The organism is Thauera phenolivorans, from assembly GCF_001696715.1.
Taxonomy (GTDB): Bacteria; Pseudomonadota; Gammaproteobacteria; order Burkholderiales; family Rhodocyclaceae; genus Thauera; species Thauera phenolivorans.
Window position 1 is genome coordinate 616,298 of the sequence record NZ_MBFM01000003.1, and the last position, 22,475, is coordinate 638,772.

Sequence of the window (22,475 nt, forward strand, 5' to 3'; positions counted from 1 at the left end):
CCCCGGCGGTAAATCCCCATTTCGGGCTTTCTGTCAGGATTTGCGGCGAAATTCTCGGTAAGCGTGTTCGACGTCGCCGAGTCCCCGGGCGGTGGCGGCCCCACGGCCGGTCGCGCGCGCCTGCACGGTGAGGAAGAGCTGGGCGATCGCCCAGCCGTCGCCGAGGCCGTGGTGGCGCTGGAAGGTCTCGATGTCGAAGCTCTCCATCCAGTCGGCCAGCCGCACCGGGTCACGCCGACGCTCCGGGAACAGGGCCGGCAGCAGGTAGTAGAGGTCGAGCCAGAACAGATCGGGCTCGAAGCCGACCGTCTCGTCGAATGCGCGCAGCAGCATCCTGCGGTTGAACGGGGCGTTGAACACGACCACCGGGCTGTTGCCGATGAAGGTGAGCAGGTCGGCGAGCGCCGCCTCCGGGGCGTGCTGCAGGGTCGCGTACCAGGCCTGCTGGGGCGAGATCACGCCGCTTTCGATCGCGAGCGCGCCGACCGCCAGCAGGCGGTCGCGCTCGAGGTCGAGGCCGCTCGCCTCGGTATTGACCACCACGTAGCGCGCGTCGAATGCGGGCAGGTCGAGTCGTCCAGCGGGCAGGCTCTTCCATGCCGCGAGCTTGTCGATCACCCGGCGGTCGAGCTCGCCGCGTTCGCCGCCGCGGCGCGACACGAGCCGCGAAAGCCAGCCGGCCGTCATAGCTGGTAGTCCAGCTTGAGGCGCAGCTGGAGCTTGCGCGCCTGACGGAAGGCCTCCTTCAGGATGCGGCGGTCCAGTTCGTTGAGCGTGTCGGGGTCGATCCTGTTGTCGCGCGTCGTGCCGTCCTCGCTCTCGAGGTGCTGGGACCGCAGGCGCAGCATCTGGATGAAGTGGAAGCCGTCGACCATCGCCGCCACCTCGTCGGCGGACACCCCGCTCTTGCTCACCGACTGGCGCAGCCGCTCGACGGTGCTGCTCGACTCGATGCCGATGCGCAGGGCGAAGATGCGTGCGGCGTCCACGAACAGGCGCGCGCCCGACTTCTTGAGGTCGATCGTGCCGTCTTCCTCGAGCACGAAATCGCGGATGCGGCCGAGCGGCGGCGGCGCCTTCAGCGCGTTGCTCGCCATCAGCCGCAGGAAGTTGGGGTTGGCCCGCGTCATCTTGTTGAGGCTGCGCCGCAGCTGATGGCCGAGGCGCTCGTTGCCATGGAGCACGCGGAAATCGAAGAAGATCGAGGCGTTGAGCAGGGCTTGCGGGTCGGGTTCGTTGATCCACGCGGCGAAGCGGTTCTTCCATTGCTCGAGAGTGAGGCAGAGCTCGGGATTGCTGGCCATGATGTTGCCCTTGCACAGCGGGAAGCCGCAGGCGGCAAGGCCCTCGTTGACCTCGCGCGCGAAGTCGATCAGGCGGATCCGGATCGGCTCCGCGTCGCGCAGCTCGGGGCACTGCCAGACGATCCCGTTGTCCTGGTCGGTGGAGAGCGTCTGCTCGTGCCTGCCCTCCGAGCCGAAGGCGAACCAGGCGAAGTCGATGCCGTAGAGCTCGTGGTGCTCGAGCGCGAGAGCGATGACGCGGCGAGTGAGCGCGTCGTTGAGCGCCGAGATGAACTGCGTCAACTGTTCCGCACCGACACCTTGCGCGATCAGATTGAGTGCGAGCTGACGGATGTCGCCGCTCGCACGTTGCAGGGTCGCGATGTCCTGGGCGCTGTCGATGCCGGCGCGAATCTGGCGCAGGCTGGTGCGCTGCAGCGAGAAGAGGTCGCGCTCGGAGACGATGCCGCGCAGGCGGTCGTCGTTGTCCACCACGAGCAGGTGGCTGATGCCGTGGGTCGCCATCGCGAGCGCGGCATCGTAGGCCGAGGCGCTCGCCGGCAGCTGATGCGGGTTGGCGGTCATTACCTCGGCGATCGGCCGCGTGAGGTCGAAGCCAGGCAGCACGATGCGCGGCAGCAGGTCGCTGCGGGTAAGGATGCCGATCGGCCGGCGGTCGTCGTCGGCGACCACCATGCTGCCCACGTGACGCTCGTTCATCATCTCCAGCGCGGCACGCGTGCTGGTGTCGGGGGTGACCCAGGCCGCCTCCTTGCCGATGAGCTGGCCGAGCGGCGTGGTCATCGTCTGCTGCTCGGCCGCGCGCTGCGAGAAGCTCGCCTGCAGCTGCTGGCGCGACTGGTTGAGGAGGGTGGCGATGTACTGGGTGCAGAAGCGGTGGAAGACCGGGCTCATCCGCACCAGCTCGTGGAACTCGTCGGCGCCGATCTGGAAACAGAAGCTGTCGTCGACCGCGACGTAGGCGTTGGTCGACGGCCGGTGCGCGGAGATCGCGCCGATCGGAAAGCATTCGCCCGGGCCGAGGGTGATCGCGGTGTATTCGGTGACCGCGGTCGGACCGGTCTGGCGCGCCAGGATCTTGCCGCGCTGGACGATGAATAAGTGGCGCGGTTCGCCCATCGCTGGCGTCAGCAGCTCGCTGCCACGTGGATGGAAGGCGAGCACCGCGTGGCGGGCGAGATAGGCGAGCGCCTCGGGCTCCATCCCGTTGAACGGCGAGAAATGCTGCAGGAAGTCGGTGCTGGCGCCGACCAGCAGATCGGTAGCATTCTGGGCCATGGTCTCGGGCTCGATCGGGGTGCGGAAGATTATAGGTGTGTCCGCGCCGCCTACAGCACCTCGGCGGCGTAATCGGCCAGGCGCGATCGCTCACCGCGCTGCAGGGTGATGTGGCCGGAGTGGGCCCAGCCCTTGAACCGGTCGACGACGAAGGTCAGGCCCGAGCTGCCCTCGGTGAGGTAGGGGGTGTCGATCTGCGCGATGTTGCCGAGGCAGATCACCTTGGTCCCCGGGCCGGCGCGGGTGATCAGCGTCTTCATCTGCTTGGGCGTGAGGTTCTGCGCCTCGTCGATGATCAGGAACTTGTTGAGGAAGGTGCGCCCGCGCATGAAGTTCAGGCTCTTGATCTTGATCCGGCTGCGGATCAGGTCGCGGGTGGCGGCGCGCCCCCAGTCGCCGCCCTCGCCACCCTCGCCGGCGGCGCCGGTGAGGACGTCGAGGTTGTCCTCGAGCGCGCCCATCCACGGCGCCATCTTCTCTTCCTCGGTGCCGGGCAGGAAACCGATGTCCTCGCCCACCGGCACGGTGACGCGGGTCATGATGATCTCGCCGTAGCGCTTGATGTCGAGCACCTGGGTGATCGCCGAGGCGAGGGTCAGCAGGGTCTTGCCGGTGCCGGCCTGGCCGAGCAGGGTGACGAAATCGATCTCCGGGTTCATCAACAGGTTGAGCGCGAAGTTCTGCTCGCGGTTGCGCGCGGTGATGCCCCACACGTTGTTCTTTTGGTGGCTGTAGTCGATCAGCGTCTCGAGCACCACGCCGGCGCCGTCACGCTCCTTGACCCAGGCCTGGAACGGTGTCGGACCGTCCTGCCAGACGAACTCGTTGACCAGCAGAGTGCTCGCGAGCGGGCCGGTGAGCCCGTAGTAGGTGCGGCTCTCTTCCTTCCACGACTTCATGCCGCGTCCGTGGGTCTCCCAGAAGTCGGGCGGCAGCTCGACGCTGCCCGAGTACAGCAGGTCGGTGTCCTCGAGCACCTTGTCGTTGAAGTAATCCTGCGCGGCCAGACCCAGCGCGCGGGCCTTGATCCGCATGTTGATGTCCTTGGACACCAGGATCACCGGTCGTTCGGGGTGGCGGCGGGCGAGGTGCATCAGCACCGCGAGGATCTGGTTGTCGCCGCGCGCGGTGGGCAGCGCGGGCGGCAGGGCGACGTCGATCGCCTCGGTCTGCAGGTAGAGGTGACCGGTGGCCTGGCCGCGCGAGGGGCCGTCGAGCGCGATGCCGGCCTCGATGCCGGTCGGCGACGAGCACACGATCTCGTCGAGCATGCGGCTCGCCTGGCGGGTGTTGCGCGCGACCTCGGTGGTGCCCTTCTTGTTGTTGTCCAGCTCCTCGAGGGTCATGATCGGCACGTAGAGGTCGTGCTCCTCGAAGCGGTACAGGCTGGTCGGGTCGTGCATCAGCACGTTGGTGTCGAGGATGAACAGCTTCTTCGCCTCGCTCCCCGGCGGCGTGGCGGACTTGCGGCGGCGGCGGGCGGGGCTCCTGGGGGCAGCGTCGGCTTCGGTGATGGCGGCGGTCGTGGTGGCTGGCATGAGCGTGTCCGGCAGCTGGGGAAACCGCCCTCGGCGGGCGGCCTGGGGGAGCGGATCGTGGGGCTTGCGAACTACAGCGAGCGCACCGCGGCGAGGACCTCGTCGACATGACCGGCGACCTTCACGCCACGCCATTCGCGCGCGATGCCGCCGCTGGCGTCGATCAGGAAGGTGCTGCGCTCGATGCCGCGCACCTGCTTGCCGTACATGTTCTTGAGCTTCATCACGCCGAAGGCCTCGCAGGCGACTTCCTCGGGATCGGAGATGAGCTCGAACGGCAGCTCCAGCTTCGCCTTGAAGTTCTCGTGGCTCTTCAGGCTGTCGCGGCTGATGCCGAAGACCTCGCAACCGGCCTCGACGAAGGCGGCGTGCTGCGTGCCGAAGTCGCGGCTCTCGTTGGTGCAGCCCGGCGTGTTGTCCTTCGGATAGAAATACAGCACCACCTTGCTGCCGCGCAGCGCGGACAGGGTGATACTGCGGTTACCGGTGGCGGGCAGGGTGAAATCGGGCGCGAGCGCGGTGGTCATGGTGTCTCCTGTCGTCTTGCGGCCAGCCTACCGGATGCGCCGATGGCGGACAACAGATGCGCCCGCCCGGGGACACGCGCCTTCAGCGCGGCGGATCGAACAGCAGCGCCGCGGCCACCGAGCGGCCTTCGCCGACGAGGATGTTGTAAGTGCGGCAGGCGGCGGCGAGGTCCATCGCCTCGAAGCCGATGCGGGCGTCGATCAGCGGTCGCAGCAGGACCGGCGCGGGGAAGCGCTGGCGGCGGCCGGTGCCGATCAGCACGATCTCGACGCCGAGCGCACGCACCGCCTCGAAATCATCCGCCGACAGCGCGTCGAAGCCGCCGCTCGCCCAGCCGCCGACGACCTCGCCGGCGGTGACCAGCAGATTGCCCTCATGGCGCACCTTGTTGATCAGCACGTGGTCCTCACCGTAGCCGGTGATGATGTTGGTGTTGGCGTTGTTGTCGAGGTGGAGCTTCATGGCGCAGAGGGCGGGAGGACCGCCTGGAAGTGGAGGGCGGAGCCGTCCGGCTGCAAATTGCGGCAGTGCGGCGAGGGGGCTAAGATTACAATCTTTTGTGGCGGACGTGGCCCTTGCCCGTCCATTCCCCCTCGGCGATCAGGACGACCCAAGATGAAAGTGGTGAAGACTCTGGAACTTGCAGCGGCAGCACCGGAACCGGCGCGCGAGGCCGAGGCCGCAGCCGCCGGCGGGGGGGCGGGGTCCGGCAGGCGGCAGGTGCGCAAGTCCGCCAAGCTCGCCGAGGTCTGCTACGACATTCGCGGCCCGGTGCTCACGCGTGCCAAACAGATGGAGGACGAGGGCCACCAGATCATCAAGCTCAACATCGGCAACCTCGCAGCCTTCGGCTTCGATTCGCCCGAAGAGATCCAGATGGACATGATCCGCAACCTGCCCAACGCGGCAGGCTACTCGGAGTCCAAGGGGATCTTCTCGGCGCGCAAGGCGGTGATGCACTACACCCAGGAGAAGGGCATCAAGGGCGTCGGCATCGAGGACATCTACATCGGCAACGGGGTCTCCGAGCTGATCGTGATGGCGATGAACGCGCTGCTCGACGCCGGCGACGAGGTGCTGGTGCCGGCCCCCGACTACCCGCTGTGGACCGCGGCGGTGAGCCTGTCTGGCGGCAAGCCGGTGCATTACCTGTGCGACGAGGCCAAGGGCTGGATGCCCGACGTCGAGGACATGCGCGCCCGGATCACGCCGAGCACCCGGGCGATCGTCATCATCAACCCGAACAACCCGACCGGCGCGGTGTATCCGGACGAGGTGCTCCGGCAGATCGTCGAGCTCGCGCGCGAGCACGACCTGATCCTGTATGCCGACGAGGTGTACGACAAGGTCCTGTACGACGGCATCGAGCACACCTCGGTCGCCTCGCTGTCGGAGGACGTGCTCACCATCATCTTCAACGGCCTGTCCAAGAACTACCGCTCCTGCGGCTATCGCGCCGGCTGGATGGTGGTCTGCGGCGACAAGCGGGGTGCGCAGGACTACATCGAGGGGCTCAACATGCTCGCCTCCATGCGGCTGTGCGCCAACGTCCCCGGCCAGTACGCGATCCAGACCGCGCTCGGCGGCTACCAGAGCATCGACGACCTCGTGGCCGAGGGCGGGCGCATGCGGCGCCAGCGCGACCTCGCGTGGGAGCTGATCACCGCGATTCCCGGCGTCAGCTGCGTCAAGCCGCAGGCGACGCTGTACATGTTTCCGCGCCTCGACCCCAAGGTCTATCCGATCGAGGACGACCAGGCCTTCGTCGCCGAGCTGCTCGAGGCCGAGCGCGTGCTGCTGGTGCAGGGCTCCGGCTTCAACTGGATCCATCCCGACCACTTCCGCCTCGTCTTCCTGCCGCACGAGGACAGGCTGCGCGAGGCGATCGGCCGCATCGCCCGCTTCCTCGGGGGCTACCGTAAGCGCCACGGCACCTGAGCCGGGGCTGGTCGGACCGAACTTCAACGATTAATCCAATGGAACAAGCTGAATGAAAGCGATCAATGTTGGCCTGCTCGGCATCGGCACCGTCGGTGGCGGCACCTTCACCGTGCTCAAGCGCAACGAGGAAGAGATCACCCGCCGTGCCGGACGTCCGATCCGCATCACCACCGTGGCCGACAAGAACCTCGAGCTCGCCCGCCGCGTGGCGGGCGAGGGTGTCAGGCTCAGCGACGATGCCTTCGCCGTCGTGGCCGACCCCGAGATCGACATCGTCATCGAGCTGATCGGCGGCTACGGCGTCGCCCGCGAGCTCGTGCTGAAGGCGATCGAGAACGGCAAGCACGTGGTCACCGCCAACAAGGCGCTGCTCGCGGTGCATGGCAACGAGATCTTCGCCGCCGCGCAGAAGAAGGGCGTCATGGTCGCCTTCGAGGCGGCGGTGGCCGGCGGCATCCCGATCATCAAGGCGCTGCGCGAGGGCCTGTCGGCCAACCGCATCGACTGGCTCGCCGGCATCATCAACGGCACGACCAACTTCATACTGTCCGAGATGCGCGACAAGGGCCTGTCCTTTGCCGCCGCGCTCAAGGAAGCCCAGGCGCTCGGCTATGCCGAGGCGGACCCGACCTTCGACATCGAGGGTGTCGACGCCGCGCACAAGGCGACGATCATGAGCGCGATCGCGTTCGGCATCCCGATGCAGTTCGACAAGGCCTACGTCGAGGGCATCACCCGGCTCGAGTCGATCGACATCGCCTACGCCGAACAGCTCGGCTATCGCATCAAGCTGCTCGGTATCGCCAAGCGGCGCGCCGACGTCGGCGGGGTGGAGCTGCGCGTGCATCCGACCCTGATTCCCGCCAAGCGCCTGATCGCCAACGTGGAAGGCGCGATGAACGCGGTGGTGGTCGAAGGCGACGCGGTCGGTACCACCCTCTATTACGGCAAGGGCGCGGGCGCCGAGCCGACCGCCTCGGCGGTGATCGCCGACCTGGTGGACGTCACCCGGCTACACACCGCCGACCCCGAGCATCGCGTGCCCCACCTCGCCTTCCAGCCCGACCAGGTCAAGGACGTCGGCGTGCTGCCGATCGAGGAGGTGATCACCTCCTACTACCTGCGCATGCGGGTGGAGGACAAGCGCGGTGCACTTGCCGACATCGCCCGCATCCTCGCCGACAGCCGGATTTCGATCAGCGCGCTGATCCAGAAGGAACCGGCCGCGGGCGAGAGCTACACCGACATCATCATGCTGACGCACGAGACGGTGGAGAAGAACGCGATCGCGGCGATCGGCCGTATCGAGGCCTTGCCCGTGGTCAGCGGCAAGGTCGTCCGGCTGCGGCTGGAGAACCTCTGAGCCGCTTCTGCGGACATTCCCGACGGGACCAAGGCCGCGCCGGAGGGTGCGGCCTTGGTCGTCTACGGTGAGGAGGATGCGGGGATGCCGCCGAGGCTGATCCTGTTCGGCGCTTTCGATCGCCACAATTTCGGCGACCTGTTGCTCGGCCACTGCGCCCTGGCCGCGCGGCCGGGGCGTGACACGGTGTTCACCGGCCTGGCGTCGCGCGACTTGCGCGCCTTCGATGGGCATCGGGTGCGAGCCCTGGCGGAGGTCGTCGCCGATTTCCAGGGCGAGGCGGCGGACTTCGTGCACGTCGGCGGCGAGCTGCTCACCACCACCGCCTGGGAGGCGGCGGTGATGCTGCAGTCGCCGGAGGCGGCGCGCGCGGCGCTTGCCGCCTACGATCGTCAGCCGATCGCGCGCGAGGCCTGGGCCAGACGCGTTCTCGATTGTCCGCGGCGGCTGCCCTATCTGGTTTCGGCCGGGGCGCTGCCACCACGCTGGCGCGTGCATTTCGATGCAGTGGGCGGAAGCGGCTTTGCCGGCCTGGCGGCGGAGCTGCAGGCGGAGGCGCTCGCCGCGCTGCGCGGCGCGGCGACGTTCAGCGTGCGCGACCGGGTGACGCGCGACGCCCTCGCGGCGGCAGGACTCGATGCGCGGCTCGTGCCCGACCCGGCGCAGCGTACGCGCGAGCGCTTTGGCCAGCTCATCGAGGCGCGCACCGCCGCGGGCGAGCTGGCAGCCCTGCGGGCGCGCATGCCGGACTGGATCGCCGTCCAGATCGCCGCCGCCTGGGGTGACGACGCCACGCTTGCGCGCTTGGCGCAGGCGGTGGTGGGGCTCGCACGCGATCGCGGGACGGGCGTGGTGCTGTTTCGGGCCGGGCTCGCGCCCTGGCACGACGATGGCGAGGTGCTCGACCGGCTTGCGGCGCAGATTGCCGTGGCAGCGCCGGCGTTGCCGTTGGCGCGACTCGCTTCTGTCGCGGTGTTCGACATCTGCGGCCTGCTCGCGCAGGCGCGCGGCTACCTGGGAACCAGCCTGCACGGCTGGATCGTCGCGCGCAGCTTCGGCGTGCCGGCGCGGTGCCTGGTGGAGGGCGCCGGCGCCAAGGCGGCCTGCTACATCGATACCTGGAATCCGGACGTCGTGCCCGGATGGGTGACGCTGGACGGGCTCGAGCGCGGTGAGGGCACCTTCGACGAAGCCTGATCGGTCACGACGGCGCTAGACTTGCGGTCTTGTACCCAACTTCGTCATGGAGCGTTGCCGATGTCAGAGTCGATGTCCCGTCCGCCGTCCTGCACGCTCGAGCAGCTCTTCGTCGGCGGCCTGCGCCCGCTGCCGCCCGAGGGCCAGGCCACCGGCATCTTCAAGACGGCGACCGTGGCGCCGGTCCGTCTCGGCTTCGAGGGCCTGGACGGCGACCGCCATGGCGACCCGCGCCATCACGGCGGCGCCGAGAAGGCGCTTCACCAGTATCCCGCCGGGCACTATCGCGTGCTCGCCGCCCGCTTCCCGGAGATCGCCGACCTGCTGGTGCCCGGGGTGCTCGGCGAAAACGTCTCCACTACCGGCATGGACGAGCACGTCGCGTGCATCGGCGACATCTACCGCATCGGCGGCGCGACCGTGCAGCTCAGCCAGCCGCGCCAGCCGTGCTGGCGGATCAATCACCGCCTCGGCGTCGAAATGGCCTCACGTTTCGTTGCCGAAAACGGTTTGACCGGCTGGTACTACCGCGTGCTCGATGTCGGTCTGGTGGCATCCGGCGACGAGATCGTGCTGCTCGAGCGCCCGAACCCCGCCCTGACGCTTGCGCGCTACTGGCGCGCGATCAACGTGCATCGGCCCGACCCGGCCTTGCTGCGCGAGATCGCCGGCGCGCCGGGCCTCGCCGGCGACAAGGCGGCAAGGCTGCGCGATCGTGCCGACTGGCTCGACGGCAACCGGGCTGCATCCGCCTGACTCGCGGATGGCGCTGGCGCGCCGGATCGACCCCCCCACAGGAACGCAACATGCCCCGAATCCCCAAACTCCTCACCGGTGTCCTTCTCTGCTCCGCGGGCTTTGGCCCCTTGGCGCTCGCCGCTAGGCCATCGGATACCCCCGACATCCGGCCCGGGTTGTGGGAATTCAGTTCGCGAATCGGACTGCCGGGTGCGCCGGAGCTGTCGATCCCGCTCGCTGGGGTACAGCAGCGGCTCGGGCTGCTGCCGCCGGATGCGCGCCGTGTCATCGAAGCCGAGATGGCCGCGCGCGGCGTGCGCCTCGGTGAGGACGGCAGTGCGCGCAGCTGCATCACGCAGGCGCAGGCGCGCAGCGCCAACATCTATTCGGGCAAGACCGAGGGGAGCTGTCAGCTCGGCGAGGTGCAGAAATCGGCTGTCGAGGTGCGTGGCACGGTCAGCTGCACCGACCCCGAAGGCACGGGCGAATTCGTCGCCCGCCTCGACGGGCCGACCCGCTTCAGGACGCGCATGGACCTGCGCTCGGCGCGCGGCAGCCTCGCCATCGATACCGAGGCGCGCTGGCTTTCCGACGACTGCGGGGCGGCGCCGGCGGCGCTACGCTGAGGGTGCGCTGAGGGCGTGCGAAGCGCCTGCGGCGTTCGGGCGGGTCAGGCGCTGCCGAAGCGGATGCCCTGCGCGAGCGGCAGCGCCGACGAGTGGTTGATCGTGCATGTCGCGCGCCGCATGTAGCCCTTCCAGGCATCGGAGCCGGACTCGCGGCCGCCGCCGGTCTCCTTTTCGCCGCCGAAGGCTCCGCCGATCTCGGCGCCGGAGGGGCCGGCGTTGACGTTGATGATCCCGCAGTCGCTGCCGCTCACCGCCAGGAAACGCTCCGCCTCGGTCAGGTCGCGCGTGAAGATCGACGAGGCGAGCCCTTGCGGCACGTCGTTGTGCAGCGCGATCGCCTCCTCGAGTTCGTGGTAGCGCAGCACGTACAGGATGGGGGCGAAGGTTTCCCGCTTCACGAGCGCGGTCTGGGCCGGCATCCGCAGCAGGGCGGGGTGCATGTAGCAGCCACCCTCGAGCCCGGCCGGGGATAGCCGCTCGCCGCCGGCCACGATCTCGCCACCGTCGGCGCGCGCCTGCGTCAGCGCCTCACTCATCGCGCGTCCCGCGGCGGTGTCGATCAGCGGACCGACCAGGGTCTCGGGCGCGCGCGGGTCGCCGACCACGATCTCGCGCCAGATCGCGCCCAGGCGGGCGAGCAGGGTGTCATGGATGCTGTCGTGCACGATCAGGCGGCGCAGGCTGGTGCAGCGCTGGCCGGCGGTACCCACCGCGGCGAACAGCACCGCGCGTTCGACCAGATCGAGCTGGGCGGTCGGGCATACGATCGCTGCGTTGTTGCCACCGAGCTCGAGGATGGCGCGGCCGAAGCGCGCCGCTACCCGCGGCGCGAGCGCCTTGCCCATGGCGCTCGCGCCGGTCGCCGACAGCACCGCGACGCGGCCGTCGTCGGCGAGGGCGGTGCCGAGCTCGCGCCCGCCGATGACGACCTCGAGCAGACCGTCGGGCGCCTCGGCGAAGCCCGCGCAGGCGGCGTCGAACAAGGCCTTGCAGGCGAGCGCGGTGAGCGGGGTGCGGCCCGAGGGCTTCCACACCACGCTGTCGCCGCACACCCACGCGAGCGCGGCGTTCCAGGACCACACGGCGGCCGGAAAATTGAAGGCCGAGATCACGCCGACGACGCCGGCCGGGTACCATTGCTCCATGAGTCGGTGACCGGGGCGCTCGCTGGCGATCGTGAGCCCATGCAGCTGGCGCGAGAGGCCGCACGCAAAGTCGCAGATGTCGATCATCTCCTGCACTTCGCCCTCGGCTTCCGCGCGGATCTTGCCGGTTTCGATCGTGATCAGCTCGCCCAGCACTGGCTTGTGGGTGCGCAGGATCTGGCCGAAGCGACGCACGAGCTCTCCGCGGCGAGGCGCAGGCAGTTCGCGCCAGGCGAGAAATGCGGCGGAGGCGCGTGCAAGCGCAGCCTCGACCGATGGGGTGGGGTCGAGACGGGCGACGATCTCGCCGCTGATCGGCGTGCGCACCGGCAGCGTGCCCTCGCGCAGGGCCTCGGGTGCGAGCCCCAGGCTGGAAAGCAGGGAGGTGATGTCCATGGTCGTGCTCCGCGGCGCCATCGATAAAAAGTCGACCGTGCCACGAATGGAATCGTTCGAAACTGCTGGGGCACGCTAATGGCGTTCAAGCTCGTGGTCTTCGGCCTGATCGTGGTGGCGATCGCCATGCTGGCACGGCGAGGTTATCGTGCGTCGATCGACGCCCACAAACGGGCAATCGGCTCAAGGCCGCCGTTACCGACTGCGCCTATACTGGGCGGGCACTTAAACCGCAAGGAGGAGGGAAACATGCCGAACCATGTCTACAAGCTCGTCGAGATCGTCGGTTCATCGGAGACGGGGACCGACGACGCGATCCGCAACGCCCTCGAGACGGCGGCCAACACGATCCGCCACATCGACTGGTTTGAAGTGATGGAGACGCGCGGCCACGTGGTCGGTGGCAAGGTGGCGCATTACCAGGTGACTCTGAAGATCGGTTTCCGGCTGGACGCCTGAGGCCGGGCCTGCTTGGCCGCGGCCGCCCTCGTGGGCCGACCGCGGTCCAGGCTGCCGCTCAGATGCGCGGCGCGCCAGTCAATTCATGGATCTGGGCAACGGTCTCGTCATCGAGGCCGAGCTCAGCGGCCAGGGTGCGCAGATAGTCCGCCTCGGCCTGGGTGTCGACATCGATCGCGAGCAGCGAGGCGGCGTACACCTCGGCGGCGAGCGCGGGGCTGTTCACATCGGCTACGAGGGCCCGGATATCGAGCGGCTTGCGCAACTCCTGCATCAAGAACTCCTTTTCCTCCGCACTGACGCCGTCGTCGTCGATCCTGCCGACGAGGCGCTGCACCTCCGCCTCGTCTACCTTGCTGTCGGCCTTTGCGGCCGAGATCATCGCCCGCAGCACGAGTTCCTCCGCGCCTGGGGTCGTCAGGCGACTCGCCTCCTGCTGGAGCTCTGGAGTGAGGTTCGCGGAACGGGCGCCGCCCGTCATGCGGTTCTTCAGCGCGGCCATCGCGATCGTGGCGAGGATCGCCATTCCCGTCTTGCCGAGTGCGCTGCTGCGTGCCGAGCTGCTTCCCGTGCTGGCGCCGCCGCCGAGCAGTCCGCCGAGCAGGTCGCCGAGTCCTCCGCCGGTTGCCGCGGACCGTCCGCCTGCGCCTCCGCCGAGCGCGCCGCCGAGGAGGTCACCAAGGCCACCGGTGCTGCGCGCGCCGCCCGATTGGCCGCCCAGCACGCCGCCGAGCAGATCGCCGAGACCACCGCTGCTGCTGCTGCGCGAGGCACCACCGCCGAGGACCGCGCCGAGGAGGTCGCCGAGTCCGCCCGCGCCTTGGGCGCCGGCTGCATGCTCGAGGCGGGAGCGGCTCTGGCTGGCCATGCCACCCTGCAACAACTGACCGAGGATGTTTCCGAGGTTCATCTGTCCGTCTCCTTGAAGTGAGCGCCCGGGCTGAGCAGTCAATCTGCTTTTCCGGCCGACTGTGGCAGTGTGCTGCATTCCGCTACCCGAGGTCCATCCCGGTGATGCCGTCGTGCTGGCGGCAGCGGTGTCCGGCCCGTATCGCACTCGCCCCGCTGCGCAAAAACCGCGATTCCGGGCGCGCATTGGTTAAACTTTCGCCTTTGCGCGCAGGCGCATCGCCAAACCCGAAGATCACGAGGACCCCTACGTGAAGTACATCTCCACGCGCGGCCACGCCGGCCAACCCCAAAATCCCGAGTTCTGCGACATCCTGCTCGGTGGCCTGGCGCCCGATGGCGGGCTCTACCTGCCCGAAAGCTATCCGCAGGTCACGCGCGCGGAGCTCGACGGCTGGCGCGGCCTGTCCTACGCCGACCTTGCTTTCGCGATCCTGTCGAAATTCATCACCGACATCCCGCCCTCGGATCTCGAGGCGATCTGCCGCAAGACCTATACCGCCGAGGTCTACTGCCATGCGCGCGCGGGTGACGAGCGGGCGGAGATCACGCCGGTGCACTGGCTCGAGAAGGGTGCCGACGGCCGCGGCCGGTTCGGCCTGCTCGAACTCTCCAACGGTCCCACGCTCGCCTTCAAGGACATGGCGATGCAGCTGCTCGGCAACCTGTTCGAGTACGTTCTCGCAAAGCGCGGCGAGACCATCAACATCCTCGGCGCTACCTCGGGCGATACCGGCTCCGCCGCCGAGTACGCGATGCGCGGCAAGCACGGCGTGCGCGTCTTCATGCTGTCGCCGCACGGCAAGATGAGCGCCTTCCAGCGCGCGCAGATGTATTCGCTACAGGACGACAACATCTTCAATATCGCCGTTACCGGCATGTTCGACGACGCCCAGGACATCGTGAAGGCGGTGTCCAACGACCACGCCTTCAAGGCGAAACACCGGATCGGCGCAGTCAACTCGATCAACTGGGCGCGGGTGGCGGCGCAGATCGTCTATTACTTCAAGGGCTACTTCGCGGCCACGCAGAGCAACGACGAGCAAGTCGCGTTCTGCGTGCCCTCGGGCAACTTCGGCAACATCTGCGCCGGCCACATCGCCCGCCGGATGGGCTTGCCGGTGGCGAAGCTGATCCTCGCCACCAACGAGAACGACGTCCTCGACGAGTTTTTCCGCACCGGGGTGTACCGCCCGCGCAAGGCCGCCGAGACCCACGTCACCTCCAGCCCCTCGATGGACATCTCGAAGGCCTCGAACTTCGAGCGCTTCGTCTTCGACCTCGTCGGTCGCGATCCGGAGCGGGTGGCCGCGCTGTGGGCCGAGGTCGATGCGGGGCGTTCGTTCGACCTCTCGGGCACGCCCGAATTCGCGCGCATCGCCGAGTTCGGCTTCGTATCCGGCGCCAGCAGCCACGCCGACCGCCTGGCGACGATCCGCAAGGTGTACGAGCAGTATGGCGTGATGGTCGACACCCACACCGCCGACGGTGTGAAGGTCGCGTGGGAGCGCATCGGCGAGGTGCCGACGGGGGTGCCGGTGCTGGTGCTCGAGACCGCGCTGCCGGTGAAGTTCGCCGAGACCATCCGCGAGGCGCTCGGACGAGATCCCGAGCGTCCCGCCGATCTCGAGGGCATCGAGCGCTTGCCCCAGCGGGTCGAGGTCATGGCGCCGGAGGTGGACACGATCAAGCGCTTCATCGCCGAGCGCGTCTGAGCCTGTCCCAATGAACACGGCCGCGGCCCCGGATGGGACCGCGGCCGTTCGCCGCATGACGGGCGCTCGACGAAGCTTACTGCTCGACGTGGCGCAGCGACAGGTCCAGTGCGGTGACGTCCTTGGTGAGGCTGCCGATCGAGATGCGGTCCACGCCGGTCTCGGCGATCGCCCGCACGCGGTCGAAGATCACCCCCCCGGAAGCCTCGAGCTCCGCGCGGCCGGCGGTGACCGTCACCGCCTCGCGCATCTGTTCGAGCGTCATGTTGTCGAGCAGGATCATCCTCACGCCGGCGTCGAGCGCCTCGCGCAGCTGCTCCAGGTTCTCGACCTCGACCTCGATGAAGACGCCGCTCGGGGCGATCGCGCGTGCCTGCGCCACCACCTGCCGGATGCCGCCGGCGGCCATGATGTGGTTTTCCTTGATCAGGATGCCGTCGTAGAGGCCGACGCGGTGATTGGTGCCGCCGCCGACCTGCACCGCGTATTTCTGTGCGAGGCGCAGGCCGGGCAGGGTCTTGCGGGTATCGACGATCTTCGCCCGCGTGCCGGCCACCGCATCGACGAAGCGCCGGGTGACCGTCGCCGTGCCCGACAGCAGCTGGAGGAAGTTCAGCGCGGTGCGCTCTGCGGTCAGCAGGTCGCGCGCGCCGGCGACGATCTCGCACAGCACCTCGTTGGCCTTGACGCGATCACCGTCCTTCACGTGCCACACCACCGCGGCGCTCGGGCTGAGGGCGGCGAAGGTGGCGTCGAACCAGGCGACGCCGCACACCACCGCGTCCTCGCGCGTGATCACCTGGCCGCGGGCATCGGTGTCTGCGGGGATCAGGCGCGCGGTAAGGTCACCCGTGCCGATGTCTTCCGCCAGCGAGGCGGCGACGTTGCGCTGGATTTCGACGCGAAGCTGTTCGGAAAGCATGGTTGCGCTCGGCGATGATGGATCGGGCCCCGATTCTATCATCGGGGACGAAGCCCGATCGTCGCAGCGACGCGGTGCGGGATCAGTGAGCCGACCGGGGCCGGACTCAGCGACTGCGCGCTGCGGCGAGGAGCCAGCCATTGAAGACGCCACGCGAGGCATCGACCACCTCGCTCGCGCTCAGGCCGATCGGGCCGACGCCTTCGCGCGCGAGTCGGTCGGCCGCTGCCCCGTGCAGGTGGACCGCCGCGATCAGTGCCGGCTCGGGGGACCAGCCCTGGGCGAGCAGGCCAAGCACCAGGCCGGTCAGCACATCGCCCATGCCGGCGGTGGCCATGCCGGGATGGCCCGTGCCGTTGATGAACCAGCGCCCGTCGGGCGTCGCCACAAGGCTGCCGCAGCCCTTGAGCACGACCAGAGAGGCGTAGCGGTGGGCGAGCTCGAGGACGGCGGTGAGGCGATCGCGTTGTACGCTCGCGGTGTCGGTGCCGAGCAGGCGCGCGGCCTCGGCGGGATGCGGAGTGAGCAGGCTGGCGGACTGACGCGCGACCAGCGCCGCCTGTAGCGCGGGGTCGCGCCCGATGAGGTTGAGCGCGTCGGCGTCGAGCACCAGCGGATAGTCGGTGCCGAGCGCGGCGGTGAGCAGGGTGGCGGCCTCGGCGCCGGTGCCGAGACCGGGGCCGACCGCGAGCGCGGTGAGCTTTTCCGGCAGCTTGCGGGCCTGGCGCAGCATCAGCTCGGGGCGACCGGGGTCGACCGCGGGGCCGCCCGGGTCGAGCAGACCGACATAGACGCGGCCGCTGCCGACCCACAACGCCGCACGGCCGGCGAGGAGGGCGGCGCCGACCATGCCGGTGTCGCCCCCGAGCACCCCGGCGTCGCCGTGGCGACCCTTGTGGGTGTTCCGCGGGCGCGGCTGCAGCGAGGAGGCGAACAGCGCGGGGGTGATCGAATGGCCCAGCGGCGGCAGGCAGGCGGGACAGTCGAGGTCGAGGCGCTGGACCGAGATGTTGCCGCAATAGTCCGGGCCGTCGTTGGTGAGCAGGCCGGGCTTGAGCGCGATGAAGGTGGTGGTGTGGGTGGCGATGAAGGTGGTGCCGAGCGGCTGACCGGTATCGGCATCCAGCCCGCTCGGGATGTCGAGCGCCATGCGTGGCGCGGGCAGGGCATTGAGGCGGGCGATCCAGTCGGCGTAGAGGCCTTCGACCGGGCGGCCGAGGCCGATGCCGAAGAGCGCATCCACCACGAGCGCCCAGCCCGCCTCGGGCGGATCGGGCAGCTCGGTCAGCGGGCACCCGCCGGCGGCAAGATAGTCCGCATGGGCCTTGGCCGCGTCGGCGGGCAGCCTCGCCGGGTCGGCGGCAAGCAGCGCGATCACTTCACGTCCGGCCTGGCGCAGATGGCGGGCCATGACGAGGCCGTCGCCGCCGTTGTTGCCGGGGCCGCAGGCGATGAGAACCGGGCCTGGCCGGTCGAGGAGCAGGCGGACCGCATCCTCGGCGGCAGCGCGCCCGGCACGTTCCATCAGCGACGGGCGTGCGCTGCTGGCGAAGCGGTTCTCGATATCCCGTATGGCCGCGATCGGGTAGATGGGCTGCGCAGGCGTGAACATTGGGCGTCTCCGTGATCGAGGCGCCGATTCTACGGCCTGGACTTTCATGATGGTTGACGCTTATCGACCCGGACCTCGCGCACCTCGCCGATCTTGCCGTCTTCATCGGCCGACTCCAGCCTCACGGTGAAGCCCCACAGGCGGGCCAGATGCCTGAGCACTTCGTCGGCGGTCGCGTCGAGCGGCCGGCGCCGGTACTGCTGGTGGCGCAGGGTGAGCGAGCGGTCGCCGCGCAGATCGACGTTCCACACCTGGATGTTGGGCTCGCGCGCGCCGAGGTCGTATTGCGAGGACAGGATGGTGCGCAGCCGCGCGTAACCCTCGTCGTCGTGGATCGCCGACACCGCGAGCTTGTCCTTGCGGTCGTCATCGAGCACGGCGAAAAGGCGTAAGTCGCGCATCAGCTTGGGCGACAGGTACTGGGCGATGAAGCTCTCGTCCTTGAAGTTGCGCATCGCGAAGTCGAAGCTCTCGAGCCAGTCGGTCCCCGCCAGTTCAGGGAACCAGCGGCGGTCCTCTTCGGTGGGCGCGTCGCAGATGCGGCGGATGTCCTGCCACATCGAGAAGCCGAGCGCGTAGGGGTTGATGCCGTTGTACCAGCGGCTGTTGTAGGGCGGCTGTGCGATGACGTTGGTGTGAGATTGCAAAAACTCGAGCATGAAGCTGTCGGCGAGCAGGCCCTCGTCGTACAGGGTATGGAGCAGGGTGTAGTGCCAGAAGGTGGCCCAGCCCTCATTCATGACCTGGGTCTGGCGCTGGGGAAAGAAGTACTGGGCGATCTTGCGCACGATGCGAACGACCTCGCGCTGCCAGGGCTCGAGCAGCGGCGCGTTCTTCTCGATGAAGTAGAGCAGGTTCTCCTCGGGCTCGGGCGGGAAGCGCTTCTGCGCGACCGAGGATCCGGCGGCCGTCTCGTGCGCCGGCAGCGTGCGCCACAAGTCGTTGACCTGGCTCTGCAGGTACTCGGCGCGCTCCTGCTGGCGTAGCTTCTCCTTGGCGATCGACAGCGGCGCCGGACGGCGGTAGCGGTCCACGCCAAGGTTCATCAGCGCATGGCAGGAGTCGAGCAGCAGCTCGACTTCCTCCTCGCCGTAGCGCTCCTCGCACTGTGAAATATAGTTCCGCGCGAACACCAGGTAATCGATGATCGCCTCGGCGTCGGTCCAGGTTCGGAATAGATAGTTGCCCTTGAAGAAGCTGTTGTGGCCGTAGGCGGCGTGGGCGATCACCAGCCCCTGCATCGTCAGGGTGTTCTCCTCCATGAGGTAGGCGATGCAGGGGCTGGAGTTGATGACGATCTCGTAGGCCAGGCCCATCTGGCCGCGCCGGTAGCCCTTTTCGGTGGAAAGGAAATGCTTGCCGAACGACCAATGGTGGTAATTGACCGGCATCCCGACCGAGGCGTACGCGTCCATCATCTGCTCGGCGGTGATGATTTCGATCTGCACCGGGTAGGTGTCGAGCGCGTAGCCCTTTGCGACGCGGGCGATCTCGAGGTGGTAGCGCTCGATGCTCTCCAGCGTCCATTCGGAACCGGTGGGCAGCGGACGATGCGGGGGCGTGCGTGGCATCGGTGCGTTCATCAGGCGGTCGCCTTCCGGAAGAGTTCGCGGAATACGGGGTAGATGTCCCCCGGGGTCAGGATGCGCTGCATGGCGAAATTGTCGTGTTCGCCTGCGAGTTTCTGATACTCGCGCCACAGGTTCTGCGGTTCGCTCGAGGTGATCTCGATATAGGCGAAGTACTGGCACCAAGGCAGGATCTCGTCGCCGAGCAGCTTGCGGCACACCGGCGAGTCGTTGTCCCAGTTGTCGCCGTCGGAGGCCTGCGCACCGTAGATGTTCCACTGCCCGTTGCCATAGCGCTCGCGGATGATGTCGCGCATCAGCACCAGCGCGCTCGAGACCACCGTGCCGCCGGACTCGCGCGAGTGGAAGAACTCGTCCTCGTCGGTCTCCTTCGCCACCGTGTGGTGGCGGATGAAGACCAGCTCGATGTGCTCGTAGCTGCGGGTCAGGAACAGGTGCAGCAGCATGAAGAAACGCTTCGCGGTGGCCTTGCGCTCCTCGTCCATCGAGCCCGACACGTCCATCACGCAGAACATCACCGCCTGGGTGGTGGGGCGTGGCTCGCGGACGCGGTTGTTGTAGCGCAGGTCGAAGCTGTCGATGAAGGGGATCTGCTCGATGCGCGCACGCAGGCGCTCCATTTCGAGCCGGATCGTGCGCGCCTTGCGGCCGTCCTCGCCTTCTTCCGCTTCCTGATCCCCGAGCTCGTCGAGTTCGCGTTGCAGCTCCCGCAGCCGGGCCTGGCTGGGCGCCCCGAGCGCGAGCCGGCGACTGAGGGCACCCCGCATCGAACGCACGATGTTGATGTTGGCCGGCGTGCCGGAGGAGGTGAAGCCCGCCCGGCGGGTCTTGAAGTCGGTGATCGTCGCCAGCTGGGTGCGGACCAGGCGGGGCAGTTCGAGATCGTCGAAGAAGAGCTCGAGGAACTCGTCGCGCGAGAGCTGGAAGACGAAATCGTCCTCGTGCTCGCCGTCCTGGCTCGCCTTGCCCTTGCCGGCGCCTCCACCGCCCCCGCCGAGCGGTCGGGCCACGCGGTCGCCGGTGGCGAACTGGTCGTTGCCGCTGAACACCTGTTCCCAGACGCCGCCCCGACCGTGCTGGAAGCTCGGTTCGGACAGATCCTTGGTCGGGATCGATACCTGCTCGCCGGCGTCGAGGTCGCGGATCGAGCGCCCCTGGATCGCCTCCGCCACCGCCTTGCGGATCTGCTGGCGGAACCGACGCATGAAGCGCTGACGATTCACGGCGCTCTTGTTCCTGCTGTCGAAGCGACGATCGATGATGCGCATCATGGCGAACTCCCGGCGTCGGCCGCCAGCATCACGATGACTTGCGTACGCGCAGATACCATTCGCACAGCAGCCGTACCTGCTTCTCCGTATAGCCCTTCTCGATCATGCGATCGACGAAGTCCTGGTGCTTCTTCTGCTCGTCGGCGCTTGCCTTGGCATTGAAGCTGATCACCGGCAGCAGGTCCTCGGTGTTGGAGAACATCTTCTTCTCGATCACGGCGCGCAGCTTCTCGTAGGAGGTCCACGCCGGGTTGTGACCCTCGTGTTTGGCGCGCGCGCGCAATACGAAGTTGACCACCTCGTTGCGGAAGTCCTTCGGGTTGCTGATGCCGGCCGGCTTCTCGATCTTCTCGAGTTCGTCGTTGAGTGCGGCGCGGTCGAGGATCTCGCCGGTGTTCGGATCGCGGAACTCCTGGTCCTGGATCCAGAAGTCGGCATAGGTGACGTAGCGGTCGAAGATGTTCTGGCCGTACTCCGAGTAGCTTTCGAGGTAGGCGGTCTGGATCTCCTTGCCGATGAACTCGGCGTAGCGCGGCGCGAGGAACTCCTTGATGTAGCCGAGGTAGCGCTGCTCGGTCTCGGGGGGGAACTGCTCGGCCTCGATCTGCTGTTCGAGCACGTACATCAGGTGCACCGGGTTGGCGGCGACCTCGCGGTGGTCGAAGTTGAAGACCTTCGACAAGGCCTTGAAGGCGAAGCGGGTCGACAGGCCGGTCATGCCTTCGTCGACGCCGGCGTAGTCACGGTACTCCTGATAGCTCTTCGCCTTGGGGTCGGTGTCCTTCAGGTTCTCGCCGTCGTACACCCGCATCTTGGAGAAGATGCTCGAGTTTTCCGGTTCCTTCAGGCGCGACAGCACCGAGAACTGCGCCATCATCTTGAGCGTGTCGGGCGCGCAGGGCGCCTCCGACAGCGAGCTGTGAACGAGCAGCTTCTCGTAGATCCGGATCTCGTCGGACACCCGCAGGCAATAGGGCACCTTGACCGTGTAGATGCGGTCGAGGAAAGCCTCGTTATTCTTGTTGTTCTTGAAGGCCACCCATTCGGACTCGTTCGAGTGCGCCAGCACGATGCCGTCGAACGGAATCGCGCCGAAGCCCTCGGTACCCTTGTAGTTGCCCTCCTGCGTGGCGGTTAGCAGCGGGTGAAGCACCTTGATCGGCGCCTTGAACATCTCGACGAACTCGAGCAGGCCGCGGTTGGCCAGGCACAGACCACCCGAGTAACTGTAGGCATCGGGGTCGTCCTGCGAATACTGCTCGAGCTTGCGAATGTCGATCTTGCCGACGAGGGAGGAGATGTCCTGGTTGTTCTCGTCGCCCGGCTCGGTCTTGGCCACCGCCGTCTGGCGCAGCACCGAGGGGATGAGCCGCACAACGCGGAACTTGGTGATGTCGCCGCCGTATTCGTGCAGGCGCTTGACCGCCCACGGACTCATGATCGTGTTGAGGTAGCGGCGCGGGATGCCGTAATCGTCTTCGAGGATCCGCCCGTCCTCGTCGGCATCGAACAGCCCGAGCGGCGACTCGTTCACCGGCGAGCCCTTGACCGCGTAGAACGGCACCTTCTCGATCAGGCTCTTGAGCTTTTCGTCGAGCGAGGACTTGCCGCCGCCCACGGGGCCGAGCAGATAGAGGATCTGCTTCTTCTCCTCGAGGCCCTGAGCTGCGTGGCGGAAATAGGACACGATCTGCTCGATGACCTCTTCCATGCCGTAGAAGTCGCGAAAGGCCGGGTAGAGCTTCAGGACCTTGTTGGAGAAGATGCGTGACAGCCGCGGGTCGAGGCGGGTATCGACGAATTCGGGCTCGCCGATCGCCATCAACATACGCTCGGCAGCAGTGGCGTAGGCGGAGCGGTCGCTGCGGCACAGCTCGAGATACTCCTGCAGCGACAGCTCGTCTTCGCGGGCGGCCTCGTAGCGCGCCTGGTAGGCGTTGA

The 22,475-nt window shown here is 67.9% G+C and carries 19 protein-coding genes; 7 read left to right on the forward strand and 12 right to left on the reverse strand.

Annotation, left to right across the window (positions count from 1 at the left end; all coding sequences use genetic code 11):
* Positions 1–33: 33 nt before the first annotated feature.
* From BB334_RS09805 to BB334_RS09825, 5 genes are all read right to left on the reverse strand, one after another.
* Entirely contained in the window at positions 34–687 is a 654-nt protein-coding gene (locus tag BB334_RS09805; protein WP_068807814.1) for a 3'-5' exonuclease, read from the reverse strand.
* Entirely contained in the window at positions 684–2,582 is a 1,899-nt protein-coding gene (locus BB334_RS09810; RefSeq protein ID WP_068807816.1) for a DUF294 nucleotidyltransferase-like domain-containing protein, read from the reverse strand. The genes BB334_RS09805 and BB334_RS09810 overlap by 4 nt, the downstream gene beginning before the upstream one ends.
* Positions 2,583–2,632: 50 nt before the next feature.
* Positions 2,633–4,120 (reverse strand): PhoH family protein, encoded by a 1,488-nt coding sequence (locus BB334_RS09815; protein WP_068807820.1) that lies wholly within the window; start codon positions 4,118–4,120, stop codon positions 2,633–2,635.
* A 71-nt stretch (positions 4,121–4,191) separates the two neighbouring features.
* The gene (locus tag BB334_RS09820; protein ID WP_068807823.1) at positions 4,192–4,647 is read right to left on the reverse strand and encodes a peroxiredoxin; all 456 of its coding nucleotides are present in this window, start codon (positions 4,645–4,647) and stop codon (positions 4,192–4,194) included.
* 82 nt (positions 4,648–4,729) lie between these two features.
* The gene (locus tag BB334_RS09825; protein ID WP_068807826.1) at positions 4,730–5,110 is read right to left on the reverse strand and encodes an Mth938-like domain-containing protein; all 381 of its coding nucleotides are present in this window, start codon (positions 5,108–5,110) and stop codon (positions 4,730–4,732) included.
* A 153-nt stretch (positions 5,111–5,263) separates the two neighbouring features.
* Between BB334_RS09825 and BB334_RS09830 the strand changes: the two genes are divergently transcribed.
* The 5 genes from BB334_RS09830 to BB334_RS09850 all read left to right on the forward strand — a co-directional run bounded on the left by BB334_RS09830 (position 5,264) and on the right by BB334_RS09850 (position 10,513).
* Positions 5,264–6,586, forward strand: a complete 1,323-nt coding sequence (locus BB334_RS09830; protein ID WP_068807828.1) for a pyridoxal phosphate-dependent aminotransferase — start codon at positions 5,264–5,266, stop codon at positions 6,584–6,586.
* A 52-nt stretch (positions 6,587–6,638) separates the two neighbouring features.
* The gene (locus BB334_RS09835) at positions 6,639–7,952 is read left to right on the forward strand and encodes a homoserine dehydrogenase (RefSeq protein WP_068807831.1); all 1,314 of its coding nucleotides are present in this window, start codon (positions 6,639–6,641) and stop codon (positions 7,950–7,952) included.
* A gap of 84 nt (positions 7,953–8,036) precedes the next feature.
* Positions 8,037–9,149, forward strand: a complete 1,113-nt coding sequence (locus BB334_RS09840; RefSeq protein WP_068807834.1) for a polysaccharide pyruvyl transferase family protein — start codon at positions 8,037–8,039, stop codon at positions 9,147–9,149.
* Positions 9,150–9,209: 60 nt separating this feature from the next.
* The gene (locus BB334_RS09845) at positions 9,210–9,905 is read left to right on the forward strand and encodes an MOSC domain-containing protein (RefSeq protein WP_232756704.1); all 696 of its coding nucleotides are present in this window, start codon (positions 9,210–9,212) and stop codon (positions 9,903–9,905) included.
* Positions 9,906–9,955: 50 nt separating this feature from the next.
* Positions 9,956–10,513, forward strand: coding sequence for a DUF3617 domain-containing protein (locus BB334_RS09850; RefSeq protein ID WP_068807837.1), 558 nt, complete (start codon positions 9,956–9,958; stop codon positions 10,511–10,513).
* A 44-nt stretch (positions 10,514–10,557) separates the two neighbouring features.
* Here the strand turns inward: BB334_RS09850 and amaB are convergent, their stop codons facing one another.
* The gene (gene amaB / locus BB334_RS09855; RefSeq protein WP_068807840.1) at positions 10,558–12,057 is read right to left on the reverse strand and encodes an L-piperidine-6-carboxylate dehydrogenase; all 1,500 of its coding nucleotides are present in this window, start codon (positions 12,055–12,057) and stop codon (positions 10,558–10,560) included.
* 249 nt (positions 12,058–12,306) lie between these two features.
* Here amaB and BB334_RS09860 point away from each other — a divergent pair, with 249 nt between their 5' ends.
* A complete protein-coding gene (locus tag BB334_RS09860; protein ID WP_068807843.1) occupies positions 12,307–12,516 on the forward strand; it encodes a dodecin in 210 nt (69 codons plus the stop codon).
* Between the two features lie 58 nt (positions 12,517–12,574).
* On the opposite strand, the gene BB334_RS18800 is transcribed toward BB334_RS09860, so the two are convergent.
* Complete coding sequence (locus BB334_RS18800; protein ID WP_068807845.1) at positions 12,575–13,426, reverse strand: tellurite resistance TerB family protein; 852 nt, start codon at positions 13,424–13,426, stop codon at positions 12,575–12,577.
* A 250-nt stretch (positions 13,427–13,676) separates the two neighbouring features.
* Between BB334_RS18800 and thrC the strand changes: the two genes are divergently transcribed.
* On the forward strand, positions 13,677–15,140 hold the full coding sequence (thrC, locus tag BB334_RS09870) for a threonine synthase (RefSeq protein ID WP_068807847.1): 1,464 nt from the start codon (positions 13,677–13,679) through the stop codon (positions 15,138–15,140).
* Positions 15,141–15,216: 76 nt separating this feature from the next.
* Here thrC and nadC read toward each other — a convergent pair whose 3' ends face one another.
* The 5 genes from nadC to BB334_RS09895 all read right to left on the reverse strand — a co-directional run.
* On the reverse strand, positions 15,217–16,062 hold the full coding sequence (gene nadC, locus BB334_RS09875) for a carboxylating nicotinate-nucleotide diphosphorylase (RefSeq protein WP_068807849.1): 846 nt from the start codon (positions 16,060–16,062) through the stop codon (positions 15,217–15,219).
* Positions 16,063–16,168: 106 nt separating this feature from the next.
* Positions 16,169–17,674, reverse strand: a complete 1,506-nt coding sequence (locus BB334_RS09880; protein WP_068807852.1) for a bifunctional ADP-dependent NAD(P)H-hydrate dehydratase/NAD(P)H-hydrate epimerase — start codon at positions 17,672–17,674, stop codon at positions 16,169–16,171.
* A 44-nt stretch (positions 17,675–17,718) separates the two neighbouring features.
* Positions 17,719–19,257 carry a SpoVR family protein gene (locus BB334_RS09885; RefSeq protein WP_068807856.1) on the reverse strand — a complete coding sequence of 513 codons (1,539 nt, stop codon included), beginning with the start codon at positions 19,255–19,257 and terminating at the stop codon, positions 17,719–17,721.
* On the reverse strand, positions 19,257–20,534 hold the full coding sequence (locus BB334_RS09890; protein ID WP_068807859.1) for a YeaH/YhbH family protein: 1,278 nt from the start codon (positions 20,532–20,534) through the stop codon (positions 19,257–19,259). The genes BB334_RS09885 and BB334_RS09890 overlap by 1 nt, the downstream gene beginning before the upstream one ends.
* A 28-nt stretch (positions 20,535–20,562) precedes the next feature.
* Positions 20,563–22,475 (reverse strand): PrkA family serine protein kinase (locus BB334_RS09895; RefSeq protein ID WP_068808027.1); only part of this gene is annotated, 1,913 nt, incomplete at its 5' end.